This is a genomic window from Rhizobium sp. 05N49 (assembly GCF_056396805.1).
On the sequence record NZ_JBFTME010000019.1, the window covers coordinates 85618 to 104703 of the forward strand.

The 19086-nt window shown below is 60.7% G+C and carries 14 protein-coding genes; 12 read left to right on the forward strand and 2 right to left on the reverse strand.

Going from position 1 to position 19086, the window contains the following annotated elements:
* Positions 1–13: 13 nt before the first annotated feature.
* The 3 genes from treY (at position 14) to cueR (ending at position 5683) form a co-directional block, all read left to right on the forward strand.
* A complete protein-coding gene (treY, locus tag AC1DF8_RS28720; RefSeq protein ID WP_478155911.1) occupies positions 14–2623 on the forward strand; it encodes a malto-oligosyltrehalose synthase in 2610 nt (869 codons plus the stop codon).
* A 109-nt stretch (positions 2624–2732) separates the two neighbouring features.
* Positions 2733–5279, forward strand: a complete 2547-nt coding sequence (locus AC1DF8_RS28725; RefSeq protein ID WP_478155913.1) for a heavy metal translocating P-type ATPase — start codon at positions 2733–2735, stop codon at positions 5277–5279.
* An 11-nt stretch (positions 5280–5290) separates the two neighbouring features.
* Entirely contained in the window at positions 5291–5683 is a 393-nt protein-coding gene (cueR, locus tag AC1DF8_RS28730) for a Cu(I)-responsive transcriptional regulator (RefSeq protein WP_112541353.1), read from the forward strand.
* A 47-nt stretch (positions 5684–5730) separates the two neighbouring features.
* Here cueR and AC1DF8_RS28735 read toward each other — a convergent pair whose 3' ends face one another.
* Together AC1DF8_RS28735 and AC1DF8_RS28740 are read right to left on the reverse strand one after the other, a co-directional pair.
* Complete coding sequence (locus AC1DF8_RS28735) at positions 5731–6036, reverse strand: hypothetical protein (RefSeq protein ID WP_018114125.1); 306 nt, start codon at positions 6034–6036, stop codon at positions 5731–5733.
* 192 nt (positions 6037–6228) lie between these two features.
* On the reverse strand, positions 6229–6702 hold the full coding sequence (locus tag AC1DF8_RS28740; RefSeq protein ID WP_112541352.1) for a DUF992 domain-containing protein: 474 nt from the start codon (positions 6700–6702) through the stop codon (positions 6229–6231).
* A 520-nt stretch (positions 6703–7222) separates the two neighbouring features.
* On the opposite strand from AC1DF8_RS28740, the gene AC1DF8_RS28745 reads away from it, so the two are divergent.
* The 9 genes from AC1DF8_RS28745 to AC1DF8_RS28785 all read left to right on the forward strand — a co-directional run bounded on the left by AC1DF8_RS28745 (position 7223) and on the right by AC1DF8_RS28785 (position 18996).
* Positions 7223–8056: a formate/nitrite transporter family protein gene (locus AC1DF8_RS28745; RefSeq protein WP_112971552.1), complete on the forward strand. Its 834-nt coding sequence runs from the start codon at positions 7223–7225 to the stop codon at positions 8054–8056.
* Between the two features lie 8 nt (positions 8057–8064).
* Positions 8065–9216: an HlyD family secretion protein gene (locus AC1DF8_RS28750; protein WP_478155916.1), complete on the forward strand. Its 1152-nt coding sequence runs from the start codon at positions 8065–8067 to the stop codon at positions 9214–9216.
* Positions 9213–10829: an MFS transporter gene (locus tag AC1DF8_RS28755; protein WP_478155918.1), complete on the forward strand. Its 1617-nt coding sequence runs from the start codon at positions 9213–9215 to the stop codon at positions 10827–10829. The genes AC1DF8_RS28750 and AC1DF8_RS28755 overlap by 4 nt, the downstream gene beginning before the upstream one ends.
* Before the next feature lie 341 nt (positions 10830–11170).
* Positions 11171–12358, forward strand: a complete 1188-nt coding sequence (locus AC1DF8_RS28760; RefSeq protein WP_478155920.1) for an efflux RND transporter periplasmic adaptor subunit — start codon at positions 11171–11173, stop codon at positions 12356–12358.
* Between the two features lie 3 nt (positions 12359–12361).
* A complete protein-coding gene (locus AC1DF8_RS28765; protein ID WP_478155922.1) occupies positions 12362–15478 on the forward strand; it encodes an efflux RND transporter permease subunit in 3117 nt (1038 codons plus the stop codon).
* 29 nt (positions 15479–15507) lie between these two features.
* The gene (locus tag AC1DF8_RS28770) at positions 15508–16785 is read left to right on the forward strand and encodes an oxalate decarboxylase family bicupin (protein ID WP_112541347.1); all 1278 of its coding nucleotides are present in this window, start codon (positions 15508–15510) and stop codon (positions 16783–16785) included.
* 180 nt (positions 16786–16965) lie between these two features.
* Complete coding sequence (locus AC1DF8_RS28775; RefSeq protein WP_478155925.1) at positions 16966–17505, forward strand: sigma-70 family RNA polymerase sigma factor; 540 nt, start codon at positions 16966–16968, stop codon at positions 17503–17505.
* On the forward strand, positions 17492–18259 hold the full coding sequence (locus AC1DF8_RS28780; RefSeq protein ID WP_112971558.1) for an anti-sigma factor family protein: 768 nt from the start codon (positions 17492–17494) through the stop codon (positions 18257–18259). Before AC1DF8_RS28775 ends, AC1DF8_RS28780 begins: the two co-directional genes overlap by 14 nt.
* Before the next feature lie 20 nt (positions 18260–18279).
* The gene (locus AC1DF8_RS28785; RefSeq protein WP_112541345.1) at positions 18280–18996 is read left to right on the forward strand and encodes a Bax inhibitor-1/YccA family protein; all 717 of its coding nucleotides are present in this window, start codon (positions 18280–18282) and stop codon (positions 18994–18996) included.
* Positions 18997–19086: the final 90 nt, after the last annotated feature.

The following is a 19086-nucleotide window of genomic DNA, read 5'->3' on the forward strand; positions in this document are numbered from 1 at the left end:
CAAAAATGACCCCATGACGCTTCCCTCCGCGACCTACCGGGTCCAGTTCCGCAACGGCATGACCTTCGATCGCGCCTGCGGGCTTGTCCCGTATCTGAAGTCGCTCGGCATCAGCCACCTCTATGCCTCACCGGTCTTCACGGCCACCAGCGGATCGACGCATGGCTACGACGTGACCGACACCAACGAAATCGATCCGGACCTTGGAGGAAGGGCGGGCTTCGATCGCCTGACGGAGACGCTGTCAGAGGCAGGCATGGGACTGATCCTCGACATCGTGCCGAACCATATGGCCGCCTCCCTCGATAATGCCTGGTGGCGGAGCGTCCTGGAGTTCGGCAAGCATAGCCCGTTTGCTGGCTATTTCGACATAGACTGGAGCGAACGGCTGACCTTGCCCCAACTCGGCAATGGCTTCGATGAGAGTGTCGCTGCGGACGAACTGGCGATCACCGTCGACGAGACCTATGGCAATCTGGCGATCAGCTATTATGGCACCTGCTTTCCCCTGAGCATGGAAAGCTATCCACTGCTCGCGGCGGAACTGGATGATCCCGATCTCGCCCGGATGGCGGAACTGACGGTCTCGGTCGATGGCAATGACCTTCATCGCAGCCTGCGCGATATGATCTTCGAAGTCGGCAATCTTACCAACCTGAGCGGAAAGCTCGGAGAGCTTTCGAAAGACCATGCGTTCATGACGCGGCTGCACGGAATACAGCACTGGCGCCTTCAGCGCTGGCAGGAGGCTTCGGAGCATCTGAGTTATCGGCGGTTTTTTGAGGTGACCGGACTGGTCGGCCTGCGGGTGGAGGACATCAATGTCTTCGAAGAGACCCACCGGCTGGTTCTCGATCTCGTGCGTCAGGGCCAGGTCCAGGGCCTGCGCATCGACCATATCGACGGGCTGGCGGAACCGACAGCCTATCTCGACCGCCTGCGGGAAGCAGTCGGCGTGGACACCTATATCGTCGTCGAAAAGATCCTGGGCCCAGGTGAGGAATTGCCCACAGACTGGCCGGTGCAGGGAACGACCGGCTACGAGTTCATCGCCGCCTTGAGCGGGCTTTTCGTCGACAGCAATGGTTTACAGAGGCTGGACGAAGCCTATCGCAGCCTGGCGGATGGCCATGGCGATTTTGAAATCGGGCGGCAAACAGCAAAGCGGCTGATGGTCGAGCAGAATTTCGCCGGCGAGACGGCCCGACTTGCGCGCATTGCAGCCGGCCTCTTCCCCGAACTGTCTGGGGATGAATTAACCGAGGCGATCCGCGCGCTTCTGATCGCCTTTTCGGTCTACCGCACCTATGGGGCTAATGGCCCACTCGATGCGAGGGATGCGGATCTCCTGAAAAAAGCCGAGATGGCGGCCGCAGGGCATCTGGACTATGCGCAACCGCTGCAAAGCATCGTAGCCATCCTTAGAGGCGCGGTCGACAATGAGGCGGCCCGCGAATTCCGTCTCCGGTTCCAGCAGCTCTCCGGCCCCGTCATGGCAAAGGCAATGGAGGATACGCTTTTCTATCGCTACAACCGGCTGCTGGCGGTAAACGAGGTTGGCGGCGAGCCGGATCATATGCTTGGCGGTGTCGAAGCGTTTCACCAACTCATGCACGAGCGCGCTCGCTCCCAGCCCGCAGGGCTTTCGGCGACATCGACGCATGACACAAAGCGCGGCGAGGATGCTCGGGCGCGGCTTTATGCTGTGAGCGAAGGCGCCGGCGTCTTTGCCAACGCTGTCGAACATTGGCGCAGGCTGAACGAAAGCCATTGCATTGCGCTGCCGGATGGCGAAGCGCCCGAACCCAATCTGGAGTGGATGCTCTATCAGGCACTTGCCGGCGCCTGGCCCGAGGATTTCGACCGCCATCATGCCGATGCGCTGCGCGAACGGTTCACCGCCTTTGCGGAAAAGGCCATTCGCGAAACCAAGCTGCGCACCGACTGGACTGCGCCGAACAAAGAGTATGAGGAGGCGGTCCATACCTATGCAGCCGGGCTCCTCTCACCCGACAACGATGTCTTCACCGAGGATTTCGCTCGCGTTCTGCAACCCTTCATCGAAGCCGGCTATATGAACAGCCTGTCGCAGACGCTGATCAAGCTGACGGCGCCGGGTATCCCGGATATCTATCAGGGGGCGGAAGGTTTCGACTTCAGTTTCGTCGATCCCGATAACAGGCGCCTGCCGGATTTCGAGAGATTGGGCGGCTGGCTTGCCGAGGGTGGTGCGCTCGCGCGGCTGCAGGCCGCGGCATTGAAACAGCGCATCATCCAGATCGGCCTGGGGCTTCGGATGGAACGCGCCCGGCTTTTCACGGAAGGCGATTACCTGCCTCTTACAGTCAACGGTATCAGGAGCGATCATGTCGTCGCCTTTGCCCGCCTGCATCTTGAGAACTTCGCCATCACAGTCGTCCCGCGCCTGATGTTCGGCTGGCTTGATCCCGGCGTGCTCTTTGCCGGACCCGAATTCTGGGAGGATACGGCCGTTCTTGTGCCCTCGCCCCTCCACGGCCTCAAGGCTGATCTCCTGACCGGCAAGATGCTGGAGCCAGGGACGACGATCTCGCTTGCCGCGCTTCTCGGGGACCAGCCGGCAGCATTGATCGTTCCCGCCTGACGGCAATCTTGAAAAATCTGAGCGGGCGAAAAAAAGAGATTGACCTTCCAGTTGCTGGAAGGTTCATAAGGCTGTCCGGATGCCACACAGGCACGAAAGGTACAGCATTATGGACAGCAAGCACGATCATCATCACGACCACGATCATCATGGGCATGGGCACGACCATCACGCCGACGGTGCGCAATGCAGTTGCGGCCACGATGAAAAGGCTGAAGACGTGGTGGTGCGCGATGCCGTCTGCGGCATGACGGTCGATCCGAAAGCCGGGAAACCTTCGCTCGATTATCAGGGTCACACCTATCACTTCTGCAGCGATGGCTGCCGCAGGAAGTTCGAGGCGGCACCGCAGGATTATCTGACCGCCAGGGACCCGGTCTGCGGCATGACCGTAGACCGCTCGACCGCGAAACATTTCCTGAAGCACGAGGGCGAGAAGTTCTATTTCTGCTCGGCCGGCTGCAAGGCGAAGTTCGAGGCCGATCCCGAAACCTATCGCCATGGCAAAAAGCCTGCGGCAGCCGCCATGCCGAAGGGTACGCTCTATACCTGCCCGATGCACCCCGAGGTCGTCAGTGACCGTCCTGGCGACTGCCCGAAATGTGGCATGGCGCTGGAGCCGATGGGCATTCCACCTGAAGACGAAGGTCCGAATCCGGAACTCCTGGATTTTATCAGGCGTCTATGGGTCAGTGCTGTCCTTTCAGTTCCTCTCCTGATCCTTGCCATGGGGCCGATGCTTGGCCTCTCGTGGCCGCGTGAAGCGCTTGGCGAGCCGCTGGCGAGCTATATCGAACTGCTGTTGGCAACACCCGTTGTCCTCTGGGCAGCCCTTCCATTCTTCCGCAGGGCATGGGCGTCGATCGTCAACCGCAGCCCCAATATGTGGACGCTGATCGGCCTCGGTGTTGGCACGGCCTACCTCTACAGCGTCGTGGCGACATTGGTGCCGGGGCTCTTCCCGCACAGTTTTAGCGGTCACGGCGGCTCCATCCCGGTTTATTTCGAGGCGGCCGCGGTCATCGTGGCCCTCGTCTTCGTCGGCCAGGTGCTGGAGTTGAAGGCGCGAGAACGCACCGGCTCAGCGATCCGCGCCCTGCTCGATCTTGCGCCGAAAACCGCGCGCCGCATCGATGCCGATGGCAGCGAGAGCGACGTGCCTGTCGATGAGATCAGGACCGGCGACCGGCTGCGCGTACGTCCCGGCGAACGCGTTCCGGTCGATGGCTCCGTCACCGAGGGGCAATCAACCGTCGATGAATCGATGATCACGGGCGAACCGCTACCGGTCGAAAAGACCAAGGGCGACGCACTAACCGGCGGCACGATGAACAAGAACGGCGCATTGATCATGACGGCCGAAAAGGTCGGTGCCGACACGACATTGTCGCGCATCGTCGACATGGTGGCGAAGGCGCAGCGTTCGCGCGCGCCGATCCAGGGCGCCGTCGACCGTGTTTCGGCGATCTTCGTGCCGGCCGTCGTGGCCGCCGCGATCGCAGCTTTCCTCGTCTGGTCCTTTGTCGGGCCGGAGCCGCGGCTGGCCAATGCGCTGCTCGCCGCCGTTGCCGTCCTGATCATCGCCTGCCCCTGCGCACTTGGGCTCGCAACACCGATGTCGATCATGATCGCCACTGGACGCGGTGCGCAGGAAGGCGTCCTGATCAAGGATGCCGAAGCGCTGGAGAGGTTTTCCAAGGTCGATACGTTGATCGTCGACAAGACGGGCACGTTGACCGAGGGCAAGCCTAAGCTGACCGATGTCGTTGTATCCGAAGGTGTCGAGGAAGATCATCTGTTGGCGCTCGCAGCAAGCCTCGAGCGTGGCTCCGAACATCCGCTCGCCGAGGCAATTGTTTCAGGCGCGGAGGAACGCGGTCTCACTTTCAACGATGTCACAGGCTTCGAGGCGAAGACCGGAAAGGGCGTGCACGGTACGGTGGGTGGCAGGTCAGTCGCACTTGGCAATGCCGCCATGCTCGCTGATCTCGGCATCGATCCAGCAGCGCTTTCGAACCAGACCGAAGCGCTGCGCGGCGAAGGCAAGACTGTCATGTTCGTCACCCTCGACGGTGCTTTGGCCGGCCTCGTCGCAGTCGCCGACCGCATCAAACCGACGACCGCAGCCGCAATCAAGGCGCTGCATGACAGTGGCCTGAAGATCATCATGGCGACCGGCGACAACAGGCGTACTGCCCTTGCAGTGGCGAAAAGCCTTGGGATCGACGAGGTTCGCGCCGACGTTCTGCCCGAGGACAAGAAAGCGCTGGTCGACGAACTGAGAGCAAGGGGCGCCGTCATTGCCATGGCCGGAGACGGGGTCAATGACGCGCCGGCGCTGGCAGCCGCCGATGTCGGGATCGCCATGGGCACCGGTGCCGACGTTGCGATGGAAAGCGCAGGCATTACCTTGGTGAAGGGGGATCTCAACGGGATCGTGCGCGCAAGGCGGCTGGCTGAGGCGACAATGCGCAACATCCGCCAGAACCTCGGCTTTGCCTTCGGCTATAACGCGCTCGGCATTCCTGTGGCGGCTGGCGTTCTCTATCCGATTTTCGGCCTGCTGCTCTCGCCGATGATCGCCGCCGCCGCCATGAGCCTGTCCTCGGTCTCCGTCATCGGCAATGCACTGAGGCTGAGGGTGGAAAAACTGTAAGGAGACAATCGATGAATATTGGCGAAGCCTCGGAACGCTCCGGCCTGCCTTCCAAGACCATCCGCTATTACGAGGATATCGGCCTGATCCGCCCCGACCGGGGCGGAAACGGCTACCGCGACTACGATGTCTCGGATGTACACAAGCTGCGCTTCCTGCAGCGTTCGCGCGGCCTCGGCTTCTCGGTGGAAGAATGCCGCCAGCTCCTGGCGCTCTATGAGGATAAGGGCCGCGCGAGTTCCGACGTCAAGGGTATTGCAGAGGCAAAGCTTTCGGAAATCGACCGGAAGATCCGCGAGCTGACAGAATTGCGACGCACGCTCGAACATCTCGTTCATGCCTGCCACGGCAATGACCGTCCGGACTGTCCGATCCTCGAAGAACTCTCCGATAGCGCCGCCTGACGGCGCGGTGCGCCCTAGGTCCGCTAGGATTTCTCGTCTTCGCCATATCAGGAAAGCGGCGGCTGGTCCTTGCCAGCCGTGGGGCGCCGGTCTTGCTCCTCCGCTTCCTCGTCCTGCTCATCTTCGATGGTGGTGTCGTCCAGCCGGTGCTTGATCGCCAGCGCATAGATGACGTCGAGGATATTGCGATCCTTCAGATGGGGATCGGTCAGCGCCAGCAATGAGGCGCGAACGATCTTCTTGCTGGAGGCCTTCGGGCAGCGCTTGCGGACAAAATCATAAAGCGCATCACCCACTAGGCCTTCCATGGCGCCGTCCACGAGAGCCTCGTAGACCCGCTTCTTCTCTTTCATATTCCATGTCCCGTACAAATCAGCGGGCACATAGTCTGTCATGGAATTGTCATAAACAACCGCCGACATGATGTGTGGACAATTGATCAGCTGTGCAATCGTGGATAAGTGCTATTTTTTGCTTTGTACTTCTTACCCGGGAAAGCTTGGGGCCAGCTTGGCGGGATTACTCCACCAGGCCGGCCCGGCAGCCTATTCAGCCGCGAGCTGCAGTTTCAGGGCCGTGACGCCGACCGCCAGATTGACCCCGACATCGCCTTGAAGCGAAACGGGCTGCAGCGATACAGTCTTGCTCGTTCCACCGACCAGCACGTTGGCGCCGCCGCCGACACCCACACTGGCATCGGCCGTGACACCGGCATAATTGCCCTGGAGGCCGGCCACGGGTTCGCGCGTGGCATTGAAGACGAGCCAGACCATCCGGCCCTTTTCGACAGTGCCGACATCGAGACCGAAATCGGTGATCGTGCCCACATAATGCTGGCTGGAGTCATCGGAAGCGGTTGGCGTAAAAGTGCAGTCGAGATCCTGCTTGGAGCCGACGATGACACCGATGCCCTTGGAAACGTCGCAATCCAGCTTGCCGACATCGGCCTGGGCGGCGTTTGCAACGACAGGGGCGGCCAGCATTCCGGCTGCCAGGAGGGAAAGAAGCGTGATTTTCATGATAGGTCCTGTCCGAGGTTTGAGCTTCGTCATCTGCGGCGCAGTTTGAATGGGAGCTGCTACCGCCGATGCCGTCGACGACAGCGCGCCGATCGAGTGCAAAACTAAGTGCGTCGCCGGACGGGGGAAAATTGCCCGCTGGTCTAGGCGGGCCAATACGTAAGTTTAGTTCCGCAGCCTCCGGTATCGGCGTATCTTCCTCTCATCGCCTGAAGCCTCCTCCCCCCACAGGCGATGAAATCTCGGTTACGGCTTCCCGGTGTCCCTCCCCTCCGCCTGAAGCCACGGATTGCCCGAGGATCCGCAAATGGCCGCCTTCCGCAAACCGGAGGCGGCCTCTTTTTTTGCATTGCGCGATTGCCATCGCGATTGAAGCAGCATGTAAGAATGAAAATGCAAGTCCGGGCTTGGCCGGAAGCAGCCTAGACGTAGGTATGATTCAGCAACGCCGCATGCGCGACTAACCTTTCGACCATCCGGGAACGAAGCCGGTTCGATCATCAAGACGCGAGGTGCCGTCATGTATCAGGATTCGATTGATCACTTTGCCCAGTCGGGCGAAGAGAAAGCCGAAGAAGTCCGCAACCACTTTCCTGCCTTTCTGATCGGGGCGGCCATGGCCGGCGCCTATATCGGTTTCGGCGATATCATCATGTTCACCGCCGGCGCGCATGCCGATCCCGCCTGGGCGCATCTCGTGATGGGCATCGTCTTTTCCTCCGCCCTGACTATTGTCGTCTTTGCCGGGAGCGAGCTCTTTACTGGAACGGCCATGTACATGCCGCTCGCGGTGCTGACGCGGCGCAGCCGCATCTCGGATTTGCTGCTGGTTTGGATAGGTGCCTGGATCGGCAACCTGATCGGCGCCGTGGTGCTTGCGGGTCTCTTTCATCTCGCTGGCGGCGGCGTGCTTCTGGGCGACGGGAGCCAGGCGTTCTTTTCGACTGTCTCGGCCAAGATGTCAGCCGGATCGCTAGAGCTTCTCGCACGCGGCATTCTCTGCAACTGGCTTGTTTGCCTTGCCATCTGGATGGCGGGACGTACGGAAAACGCTGCTGCCAAGATCATGCTGATCTTCTGGCCGATCACGATTTTCGTGGCCGCCGGCTACGAACACAGCGTCGCCAATATGTTCACTTTCTCAATGGCGCTCATGGGCGACCATCCCGCAAACATCACGCTTGCTGCCGCCATTCACAATCTCGTCTGGGTCACGCTCGGCAACCTTATCGGCGGCGGCGTTTTCATGGCCCTTGGCTACTGGCTGCAGGTCCATGGCACGGGTCACGTCTCCTTCATCCCGGCCCCGGTTCGCGTTCGGGCAAGGACTTCCACTGACCGTAGCAAAAAGTGACGGCTGCCATGGCCAAGCAGATCACCATCACCAGTCTTAGTCCGTCCGAGCCCGCCCGCTCGCCTCCGCCACCGGAAGCTCCCGTTCCTCCGGCTGCGCCCTCCCCGGCAGCCGCAGGTTCGTTGAGACGGCTTGCCATCCCCCTCCTCGCCATCGCGCTCGTGGGTGGGGGAGTGGCTATCGTGACCATCGACTGGAACCGCTGGGTGGCAGGTGCATCGCATCAATCGACTGACGATGCCGTGGTCAGCGCCGACGTCTCGACGCTGAGCGCCCAGATCAGCGGCATCGTCCAGAGCACCCCGGTCACGGACTATCAGAAGGTGACGAAGGGCCAGCTGCTCGCCGAAATCGACCCGCGGGAATTTGATGCTGCGGTCGCGGTCTCGAAGGCCAATCTTGCAGCTGCCAATGCATCGCTTGCCAATCTCGCAAACCAGATCGAACTGCAGAAGGCCGTCGTGCAGGTCGCTGAAGCGCAGAACGCATCAGCTCTTGCCCAGCAGACCCAGACAGAACAGGAGTTCCACCGTCAGACCAGCCTCGGCGGTGCGACCTCGCAACAGCTGCTGCAGCAGGCCCAGGCAGCCTATCTGCAGGCCCAGGCTTCGGTCAGATCGACGGCGGCCTCGATCGCGCAGCAAAAGGCACAGTTGAATGTTCTGAACGGGCAATCTCCGCTGCTGCAGGCTCAGGTAGATGCCGCCCAGGCTTCGCTCGACACAGCCCTGATCCACCAGGGCTATGCCCGCATCTACGCGCCTTTCGATGGCGTCATCGGCCGCAAACTCGTCCATGAAGGCGATTTCGTCGCAGCCGGCACCAGCCTCGTGTCTGAAGTTCCGCTTCCAAGCGTCTATATCACCGCAAATTTCAAGGAGACGCAGCTCTCACGGATCACACCAGGCCGATCTGCAGACGTTACCATCGACACGTTCCCGGGTCAGTTGCTGCATGGCAAGGTCATCGGCCTGTCGCCAGCAAGCGGCTCGATCTTTGCACTGCTGCCGCCCGACAATGCGACCGGAAACTACACCAAGGTCGTCCAGCGCGTCCCGGTCAAGATCGTCTTCGATCCCGGCCAGCCGCTGGTTGATAAGCTGAAGCCCGGAATGTCGGCCGTCGTGACCGTCGATACCAAGCCGGACCTGGAACAATGAGTGCGGCTCCGCGCGCCTTTGGTCCACTGACCAGCGGCACGACGACCAGCCATCCGTTTCTCATCGTCACGGCCCTGTTGCTCGCCTCTTTCGTCGTCGGCTTCGACACGCGTGTCTTTGCCGTGGGCCTGCCCGACCTTCGCGGCGCCTACTCGCTTGGCTTCGACGAAGCCTCATGGCTCAGCACCGTCGCCAACGCACCGCAGATCCTCATTTCATCGGCCGTCGCCTGGCTCGTTACCGTATTCGGCGTGCGACGGGTCATGATCCCGACGACCCTGGTCTATGCCTGCATTTCGCTCGTTATTCCCATGGTCCATGACGGCGCGATGCTCTTTGTGCTGCATGCGGCAAGAGCCCTCTTGCTTGGCGTCTTCATCCCGGCCACCATCATGGTGATCTTTCGCAATCTCGACATGAGGTACTGGCTGATCGGCCTTTCGATCTACGCGCTTCGCGTTCCGCTGTCGCAGAATCTCGGCTTCGTGCTCGTCGGCATCTATGACGACTATCTCGGCTGGCAGTGGGCCTATTGGCAGGATGTGATCGTCACACCGATCATCGCCCTTCTCCTCATCATCGGCGCCCCCAGGGAAGAGATCAATTTAAGTCTGCTCAAGGACGCCGACTGGGGCGGCATGATGCTGCTCGGATGCTCGATGACGATGATTTATGTCGGTCTCGATCAGGGTAACCGGCTGGACTGGTTCAATTCCGGCGTTGTCACATCGCTGCTGGCAGGCGGTACCATTCTCTTCATCGGCTTCCTCATCAACGAGAGCGTCGTTGCCAATCCCTGGGCGCATGCGAGCGTGATTCTGTCGCGCAATATCGGTATCGGCTACGCGATCATCATCGCCTTCACCTTTGCCAGTTCCGGCGCTTCGATTGCTATTCCGGGCTTTCTGCAAACGGTCGTCGGATTGCGGCCGATCGCCATCTCTGAACTCTACATTTTCGGCGCGGTCATCCCGGTCTTTCTATTCATTGCATTAGCGATCTTCCTGCTGCGCCGGATCGACGCGCGCCTCTGCATCATGATGGGACTGAGCACGATGGCGCTCGGCTCGCTGCTGGGATCAAATCTCTCCACCGCATGGGCGCCCCTTAACTTCCTGCCGGTCGTGCTCCTCCATACGGCGGGGCAATCCTTCGCCTTCTTCGCAACGGTCGTCTACCTGATTGCCAATTCCGACCCGAAACGCTCGACGGCGGTATCCGCTTATATCCAGGTGATCCGGCTCGGTAGCGTCGAGCTGGCGCTAAGTCTTTTGAACACCTGGCTTCGACAGCGCGAGCAGTATCATTCCAACATCCTGACCGGGCCGATCTCGGGATCGTCGATCAATCTTCACGGTGTCCTGGCAAAGCTGGAGACGCTGTTCGGGACGAGCCATCGCGGCAGTCTCCAAGCCCTCTCGGCAGTTGCGGCTGATATCCGTGCGCAGGCAAACGTGCTTGCCTATGCCGATATGTTCGTCCTGTCTTTCTGTTCCGCGATCGCCGGCCTTGCCCTTGTGGCCTGCATGGGCGCCATGCCCTTCGGACCGCTGCATCCCGATTTCCGCAAGAACCCGCCGGCGGCCGGTGCAAATCCGGTCACAGCCCGCTGACCGGGTAGCACCCAATCTGGCTTTGAAAAGGTGCAGAGAACCGGTTCGAATGCCTTTCACGCCGGTTCTTCTGCGTGCCGCCGCCACCCGGATGCGGGAGCGTATACCTAAGGGGAACGGCAACTAGACCTGCGTATAGATGCGCCAATGCTCGCCCGGACGTAGCCTTCTCGCATTGAATTGATCCGGCAGGACACAGAAGCGCCGGTGGGGTTGCGGATAATCGGCAGCCTGACACCTGGCCTGGGCATCAGCCCTTCAATTCAGGAAACAGATTAATAGGCCGCCAAACGCCGGTGGCCGTTGCAGCGTCGTTCGACCTTTAGCCCATGGAGCCGGCAGTGACATCCATCCGCATCGTGAGTGAACCCCGTCGTCGCCGGAAACCGGCGATCCTCGCTGCCATCGCCGTTCTCGCCGTTGCGGGTGGATCGGCCGCAGCCTTCTGGTTTGCAGGAACGGAGCCGACCATTGCCGCCCCGGAGCCTAGCGCGCCGGCCGTGCCGGTCGAGGTCGCCACACCTACCGTTACCAACGTACCTGTCTATCTTGACGGTCTCGGCACGGTGCAGGCGAACTATACAGTCAACATCACGACGCGTGTCGACGGAGAGCTCCAGAGCGTGATGTTCGTCGAGGGACAGGCCGTCAAGAAGGGCGACGTGCTTGCCATCATCGACCCTCGCCCTTTCCAGGCAGCCGACGATCAGGCTGCCGCAAAGATCAAACAGGACCAGGCCGATCTCGCCAATGCCCAATATCTGCTAATCAAAGACCAGCAACTGTCCCACCCGCAGATCGTCACGCAGGAAACCGTCGAGCAGCAGCAAAGCATGGTGGCAAGTGCGCAGGCACAGCTTGCGCAGGATCAGGCCGCCAAGGAGGCTGCTGACGTGTCGCTCTCTTATACCGAGATCCGCTCACCGATCGACGGCCGCACGGGTATACGTCGGGTCGATCCCGGCAACCAAGTCCAGACGACCGATACGACACCGATCGTCACCGTCACCCAGACGCAGCCGATCACTGTCATTTCCACGCTGCGTGAGGACGATCTCGACGCAGTGCGCAACGCGCTGAAGGCCGGACCGGTCGAGGTGACGGCGATGTCGATGGACCAGTCGCAGCAGCTTGCGTCAGGCACGCTCGCGCTCATCGACAACGAAATCGATCAGACAACCGGTACGATCCGCATCAAATCGATTTTTGAGAACAAGGATGATGCGCTTTGGCCTGGTCAATTCGTGACGCTGAGGGTCAAGCAGCAGACGCTTCAGAAGGCCGTGACCATTCCCTCCGCAGCACTTGAGCGGGGAGAGGACGGCTTCTTCGTCTACGTTATCGATGCTGCCGGCACGGCTGCCGTGCGCAAGGTCACCCCCGGGCCGATCGAGAGCGGCCACGCCGTCATCGAAAAGGGCCTTACCGGCAACGAACAGGTCGTCACGTCGGGCCAGTATCGGCTGGATGTCGGCACTCATGTCAGCATTCAACAGGCGGCCGCCACGCAAGCCGCCAGCAAGGAATAGGTCATGTCGATCTCCTCCTGGTTCATCGAGCGGCCGATCGCCGCCTCGCTAATGATGGCAGGCCTTTTCGGCATCGGTATCGTCGCCTACCCTCTCCTGCCGGTGGCACCCCTGCCGCAAGTCGATTTTCCGACGATCCAGGTCTCGACACAGCTCCCCGGCGCCGATCCGAAGACGATGGCATCGGCGGTAACCCAGCCGCTGGAGCGGCAGTTCGGCCAGATCCCCGGCGTCACCCAGATGACCTCGACGAGCACGCTCGGCTCGAGCGCGATCACTCTGCAATTCGATCTGTCGCGCGACGTCGATAGCGCCGCCCAGGACGTGCAGACCGCAATCAACGCGGCCGGAGGGCAATTGCCGACGGACCTGCCTTCGCCCCCAACCTATCGCAAGGTCAATCCCGCCGATCCGCCGGTCATGGTTCTTGCGCTCACTTCGGATACGCTGCCGCTGACGCAAGTCGACGATTTTGCCGAAAGCGTGCTCGCGCAGCATGTCAGCCAGATCGACGGCGTTTCGCAGGTTCTGATCTTCGGACAGCAGAAGCCGGCCGTACGGCTGCAGATCGATCCCGGCAAGATCGCCGAGATGGGACTTTCCCTTGAGGATATCCGCAGCGCCGTGATCGGCATCACCAGCAACTCACCGAAAGGCAGTGTGCAGGGTGGAGAACACACTTACACGATCTATGACAATGACCAGCTCCTGAAGGCCGCCCCCTGGAACGATTCGATCGTCGCTTATCGCAACGGCGCTCCGGTCCGCATCAGCGATATCGGCCAGGCGATCGACGGACCGGAGAACGATCAGCTGGCGGCCTGGGCCGATGGCAAGAGGGCGATCCTCCTGCCGATCTTTAAGCTCCCGGGCGCCAATATCATCGATACGGTTGGTGCGATCCGCGCTGCCCTGCCGCAGCTTCAAGCGATCGCACCGGCCGCCCTCCACCTCTCCATCCTCAGCGATCGGACGACTACCATCCGCGCCTCGGTGGCGGATGTCGAAACGACGCTTGTCATTACCATTGCCCTTGTGGTCATGGTGATCTTCATCTTCCTGCGAAATGTCTGGGTGACGGTGATCCCGAGTGTCACCGTGCCGCTGGCGCTCCTGGCCACATTGGCGCTGATGTATGTCGCTGGCTTCAGCCTCGATAATCTCTCGCTGATGGGCCTGAGTATCGCCGTCGGTTTCGTCGTCGACGATGCGATCGTGATGGTCGAGAACATCCATCGCCATATGGAGATGGACAAAACGCCGAAACAGGCGGCAATCGACGGTGCACGCGAAATCGGCTTCACCATCATTTCGATCAGTATCTCGCTCGTCGCCGTTTTCATTCCGCTGCTCCTGATGGGCGGCATTGTCGGCCGGCTATTCCGGGAGTTCGCAATCACCGTGACGATGACGATCGTCGTCTCGGCAATCGTCTCGCTGACCATCACACCGATGATGAGCTCACGCTTCCTGAAGCCGGAAAAAGACGCCAACCATGGTAGGCTCTATGCAATGAGCGAGAAGGCGTTCGACGGGCTTCTTGCCGCCTACCGCTACACGCTCGATATAGCGCTGCGCCATCACCGGCTGACCATGACAGTCTTCATCGCTTCGCTTGCGGCAACCGGCTTCCTGTTCGTCAATATTCCCAAGGGCTTCTTCCCAATCCAGGACACCGGCCTGATCACCGGCACACTCGAAGCCGCACAGGATATTTCCTTCGCTGAAATGTCGCGCCTCCAGATCGAGGCTGGCAATATCGTTTCCAGCGATCCCGGGGTTGCGACCGTCGGCATGGCCGTCGGCAGCGGATCTGGCCAGACCGTCAATAACGGCCGCATGTTCATCACGCTAAAGCCTGAAGACCAGCGCGATGCCTCGGCAAGCGAAATCATCAACCGGCTTCGTCCTAAACTCGCGCAGATGCAGGGTGCAGAACTCTTCCTGCAGCCGGCGCAGGATATCAACGTCGGCGGACGGGCCTCGGCCACGCAGTTCCAATATACGCTGCAGGACGGTAATGCCGACGAGCTCGACGACTGGGCAGCCAAGCTGCTTGCCACATTCAAGACGCTGCCGGAGCTGACCGATGTCGCCACCGACCAGCAGAATAGCGGCGCTACCGTGACGCTTACGATCGACCGTGACCAGGCATCGCGCTTCGGCATTGCGCCGCAAATGATCGACGATACGCTTAACGATGCTTTCGGCCAGCGCCAGGTCACCCAGTATTTCACCGATCTGAACAGCTACCATGTGGTTCTCGAGCTTGCGCCGCAGTTCCAGAAGTCGCCGCTGGCGATCAACGGTCTCTATATCAAATCGCCGCTGACCGGCGAGCAGGTTCCCTTGAGCGAGCTCGTCAAGCAGACGACGGAGCCGACAGCCGTGCTTGCCGTCAACCACCAGAGCCAGTTTCCGGCCGTTACACTCTCCTTTAACCTTGCAAAGGGGACCGCACTCAGCCAGGCGGTTGCCGCGATCAACAAGGCTGAGGCCGATCTCGGCAAGCCGGCAACCGTCATCGGCACGTTCCAGGGCAATGCTCAGGCCTATCAGAGCTCGCTCTCAAGCGAACCGCTGCTGGTGCTTGCAGCGATTGCCGTGATCTATCTGATCCTCGGCGTACTCTACGAGAGCTATTTCCACCCGCTGACGATCCTGTCGACGCTCCCCTCCGCGGGCCTCGGTGCTCTCGTCATGCTCTGGGCCTTCGGCTTCGACTTTACCGTGATCGCGCTGATCGGCGTGATCCTGCTGATCGGCATCGTCAAGAAGAACGGCATCATGATCATCGACTTCGCCATCGCCGCCCAGCGCGAGCAGGGACTGTCGCCGGAAGACGCGATCCGTCAGGCCTGTCTCCTGCGCTTCCGCCCGATCATCATGACGACAGCGGCGGCACTTCTTGCCGGCCTGCCGCTGATGCTCGGCCACGGCACTGGTTCGGAACTGCGCCAGCCGCTCGGCTATGCCATGGTCGGCGGCCTGCTCATCAGCCAGGTGATGACGCTCTACACCACTCCGGTCGTCTATCTCTACCTGGAAAAGCTGAGCGAATTCGTCAGCCGCAAACGGCACGCCACCACCGACGCCCCAACCCAAGCCCCGGCGGAATAACCCTCCCAATCGAACGAAAGGAAAAAAACATGGAACCTCTTTCTAGACGCACGGTTCTAGCGCTCGGAGCGATGGGCGGAACGGCACTTGCGGCGGGTGCGGCGCATGCAGCGAGCTTCGGCAATCCCGATCAGCCGGCAGAAGGCGCAATCAACGCCAATCCTGCCGGGCTCTCCGATCCCGGTCCGAAGAACCCCGCCCTTAATGACCAGTTCCCCTCATTCGGCAATCCGCCGGCAACCGATGTTGGCGATATGCAGCTCTTCTGGGGGTCGTTCAACAATGCGCCGAAGCGCATTCAGAACGGCGGCTGGGCACGGCAAGTGACGCAATCCGATTTTGCAATTTCCGAAGCGGTCTCCGGCGTCAACATGCGCCTTGGCCCCGGCGGCATCCGTGAGATGCATTGGCACCGGGCTGCCGAGTGGGCGATCATGACAAACGGCCGCTGCCGGGTGACCGTACTCGATCCGCAGGGGCGGGCCTATGTGCAGGACGTCGAGGCCGGCGATCTCTGGTATTTTCCGGCAGGTTACCCGCACTCGCTGCAGGGTCTCGGGCCTGAAGGCGCCGAATTCGTCCTGGTCTTCGATGAGGGCGAGCAGTCCGAATATGGCACCCTGCTCCTGACCGACTGGCTGGCGCATACCTCGCCGGAACTGCTCGCCAAGAATTTCGGCGTGCCGCAGGACACGTTCAAGAACATCCCGTTGCAGGATCTCTGGATCTTCCAGGGCAAGGAGCCGGGTCCGCTTTCGGCCGACCAGGAGGCCGTGGCTTCCGGCGGCCTGCCACCCTACCCCTTTACCTATCGGCTGACGGCGTCGGCGCCGCTGAAGCAGAATGTCTCGGGCACGATCCAGCTTGCCGACAGCAACATCTTCAAGGTCTCCAAGACGATTGCCGCTGCGATCGAGACGATCAAGCCGGGCGGCGTACGCGAAATGCACTGGCATCCGAATGCCGATGAATGGCAGTACTGGATGAAGGGCGAAGGCCGCATGACGGTGTTCGATGCCGGCCCGCGCAGCCAGACTGCCGATTTCCGGCCCGGCGATATCGGCTATGTCAAAAGGAGCCAGGGCCACATCATCGAAAATACGGGCAAGACTGACCTCCAGTTCGTCGCCGTCTTCAAGGTGGCTGAATATCAGGAAGTCGGCCTCTCCTCGTGGCTCACCCATACGCCGGCAGCCCTCGTTGCCCAGCACCTCAATATCAGCGTGCAGGATATTGCGAAATTCCCTGCCGACCAGCCGGGCATCATGCCCAAAAGCGGACCCCGGGGGATCACGCTCGAAGACTGACCCTAAGGGATCATGTCAAGGCTGATCCTTCGTATCGAGACTGCACGAAACCCACCTCCGCCGTGACAAATGGCGGAGGTTTTTGGCGTTTTCCGTATAGCGGCACGCCCTTTCCGGCAGATTCGAAAAAATTCTGCATCGCCGCGGAATAAAATCCGCGATGCTTTCGTATACTCAATCATGGAACGGAAAGATCGCCCCTTCGATGTCATTGGTCAGCTCGCAGCGCTTCGGCGCTACGCACGCTCGCTGGTGCGCAACTCGGACGAGGCGGAGGATCTGGTGCATGATACGCTGGTCCGGGCTTTCGAGAAGCGCAAGAGCTTCCGCAGCGGCGGAAACCTGCGCACCTGGCTGCTTTCCATCCTGCACAATGCGCATATCGACCGCGTGCGGCAGATACGCTCGCTGACGCGCCGCCATGATGAGGCGGCGGTCGAGGCGGAACAGTCGCTGCCGGCCGCACAGGAACATGCGGTACGCCTGCAGCAGGTGCGCAACGCCTTTTTCGATCTGCCGGAGGAACAGCGCGAAGCGCTGCATCTCGTGGCGATCGAGGACCTGTCCTATCAGGAAGCGGCCAATGCACTCGGCATTCCTGTCGGCACGCTGATGTCGCGCATTTCCCGCGCCCGCGCCCAGTTGCGCGAGTTCGAGGAGAAGACACCGCGCGTTTCGCATCTGAGATTAATTGGAGGGAACGGCAATGAAAGCGATTGATCCAATCATCGATGCCGATCTCGACGCCTATGTAGACGGCGAGCTCGATGTCTCACGGCGCATTCAGGTCGAATCCTACCTCTCAGAGAATCCGGCGATTGCCGCAAAGGTCATGGCCGATCTCAGCATGAAAGGTGAATTGCGTCTTGCGCTGGCAGGCGAAAGCGCCTTCGGACGCGCCGAGACACGCGATGCGGCCCGCCGGCTGGAACGTGGCCTTTCTTATGGCCGTATCCTGCACTCCATGCAGCGCATCGCCGCCGTCGGCGTACTGCTTGCCGCCGGCTGGGTGGCTCATAATTCCTTCGGCGCCTTCACGGCAACGGAAGTCAATGCTTCGGTTCCGGCTCCGGCCTATGTCGAGGATGCGGTGCGCGCCTATCGCACGGCCGCCCTTCGCGAAACCATCCCGTCGCAGAGCGTTCGAACCTACAGCGCCGAGGATATCCGTGCTGCGACCGCAATCGTCATGCCCGAGCTACCCAAGGACTGGAAGGTCGCCGATGTGCAGGTCTTCCCGTCGGAATTCGGGCCGAGCGTCGAAATGGCAATCGAGGAAGCCGACGGTAAACGCCTGTCGCTCTTCGCCGTCAGACCAGGCGCCTTCGAGGTGAAGCCGGTCAGCCATATCGCGCTTGAAAAAACAGAAGCCGCCTACTGGCAGATCGGCGAGGTCGCTTATGCGCTGATCGCCGACAACAAAGGCACCAATCTCGATCAGGCGGCCGAACGGCTTGCCCGATCGCTCTACTAGTTTAACCGAGGAGATCAGTCATGAATCCGATCAATCCCCGCTATGGTACCGGCTCCGCCGCCAATACCCAGGTCCTTTTCGATGAAGGCCTCCGCCAGCACATGCTGCGCGTCTACAATTACATGGCGCTCGGCCTGGTCATCACCGGTATCGTCGCCTTCGTTGTCGGCTCTACACCGGCACTCTACGTGCCAATCTTCCAGTCGCCGCTCAAGTGGGTGGTGATGCTGGCGCCGCTCGCCTTCGTCTTCTTTTTCTCGTTCCGTATCCAGACCATGTCATCGAGCACCGCTCAAATGACCTTCTGGGCCTTCTGCGCCGTGATGGGCCTGTCGCTCGCCTCCGTCTTCCTGGTCTTCACCAAGACGAGCATCGCCCAGACCTTCTTCATCACTGCGGCCATGTTCGGCACTATCAGCCTCTACGGCTATACGACGAAGCGTGACCTCTCGAAGATGGGTTCGTTCCTGATGATGGGCCTGTTCGGCATCATCATCGCCTCGATCGTCAATATCTTCCTCGGTTCGTCTGCCTTGCAGTTTGCGATCTCGGTGATCGGTATCGTCGTCTTCGTTGGCCTTACCGCCTACGACACGCAGAACATCAAGGAACAGTATTCAGAAAACTACGATCAGGAATCGAACCAGAAGCTGGCCGTCTTCGGCGCTCTCTCGCTCTACCTGAACTTCGTCAACATCTTCCAGCTTCTGCTCAACTTCACCGGTGAGCGGGAATAGCAGGAATAGGGACCGCGCTTCTGGGGGCAATGGAAGCGCAGAGCGCCCGGTTCGAAATCTGTGACAGGATGGCGGATCGGGTGCTCACTC

Coding starts and splice junctions, on each gene's coding strand:
- AC1DF8_RS28750 (WP_478155916.1), top strand. CDS start 8,065: ATGGCCAAGCAGATCACCATCACCAGTCTTAGTCCGTCCGAGCCCGCC.
- AC1DF8_RS28770 (WP_112541347.1), top strand. CDS start 15,508: ATGGAACCTCTTTCTAGACGCACGGTTCTAGCGCTCGGAGCGATGGGC.
- AC1DF8_RS28785 (WP_112541345.1), top strand. CDS start 18,280: ATGAATCCGATCAATCCCCGCTATGGTACCGGCTCCGCCGCCAATACC.
- AC1DF8_RS28745 (WP_112971552.1), top strand. CDS start 7,223: ATGTATCAGGATTCGATTGATCACTTTGCCCAGTCGGGCGAAGAGAAA.
- AC1DF8_RS28780 (WP_112971558.1), top strand. CDS start 17,492: ATGAAAGCGATTGATCCAATCATCGATGCCGATCTCGACGCCTATGTA.
- AC1DF8_RS28775 (WP_478155925.1), top strand. CDS start 16,966: ATGGAACGGAAAGATCGCCCCTTCGATGTCATTGGTCAGCTCGCAGCG.
- AC1DF8_RS28735 (WP_018114125.1), bottom strand. CDS start 6,036: ATGAAAGAGAAGAAGCGGGTCTACGAGGCTCTCGTGGACGGCGCCATG.
- cueR (WP_112541353.1), top strand. CDS start 5,291: ATGAATATTGGCGAAGCCTCGGAACGCTCCGGCCTGCCTTCCAAGACC.
- treY (WP_478155911.1), top strand. CDS start 14: ATGACGCTTCCCTCCGCGACCTACCGGGTCCAGTTCCGCAACGGCATG.
- AC1DF8_RS28755 (WP_478155918.1), top strand. CDS start 9,213: ATGAGTGCGGCTCCGCGCGCCTTTGGTCCACTGACCAGCGGCACGACG.
- AC1DF8_RS28765 (WP_478155922.1), top strand. CDS start 12,362: ATGTCGATCTCCTCCTGGTTCATCGAGCGGCCGATCGCCGCCTCGCTA.
- AC1DF8_RS28725 (WP_478155913.1), top strand. CDS start 2,733: ATGGACAGCAAGCACGATCATCATCACGACCACGATCATCATGGGCAT.
- AC1DF8_RS28740 (WP_112541352.1), bottom strand. CDS start 6,702: ATGAAAATCACGCTTCTTTCCCTCCTGGCAGCCGGAATGCTGGCCGCC.